Annotated in this window: 1 protein-coding gene; it reads left to right on the top strand. The window is 68.0% G+C overall.

Annotated elements, in window-relative coordinates; translation table 11 throughout:
- The coding region (locus KHA85_RS20145; RefSeq protein WP_213186655.1) for an O-antigen ligase family protein at positions 1–475 on the top strand (475 nt) is incomplete at both ends.

Genomic DNA, 475 nt, shown 5'->3' with positions numbered 1-475 from the left:
GCGCCCGGCCGCAAGCCGCTGGGCCGGCGGCGCGCTGCTGTTGGGCGTGGCGGCCGGTCTCACGGTGCTGTTCACCGGCCTTGGCCTGGATAGCCGCGCCGGCCTGATCGGGCGGGAGCTTTCCAACAGCGCGCGCCTGACCATGCTGCATGACGTCGGCGCCATGATCCTGGCCAAACCGCTGCTGGGCTGGGGCTACGGCGGCTTTGAATACAGCTTCGCGCACTTCCGTCTGCAGGAAATGCCCTGGCGAGAAGTGCTGGAAGTCGCCGGGCATCCGCACAATGAAATCCTGCTGTGGTGGGTTGAGGGCGGCCTGCCGGCGCTGGCGGGGATCGTTATCGTCCTCGTCGCCGGCGCGCTGCTGCTGAAACGCGCCTGGCAACGGGATCGCGAACAGCCGGGCGGTGCGCGCGTCGGGCTGTTTCTGGTGCTGCTGCCAATGCTGGTACACACCCAGCTGGAATACCCTTTC

Origin of the sequence: Dietzia massiliensis (assembly GCF_018390595.1) — a bacterium.
GTDB lineage: Bacteria > Actinomycetota > Actinomycetes > Mycobacteriales > Mycobacteriaceae > Dietzia > Dietzia massiliensis.
Note: the sequence above shows the minus strand (reverse complement) of the source record. Positions and strands in the feature narration are given on the sequence as shown.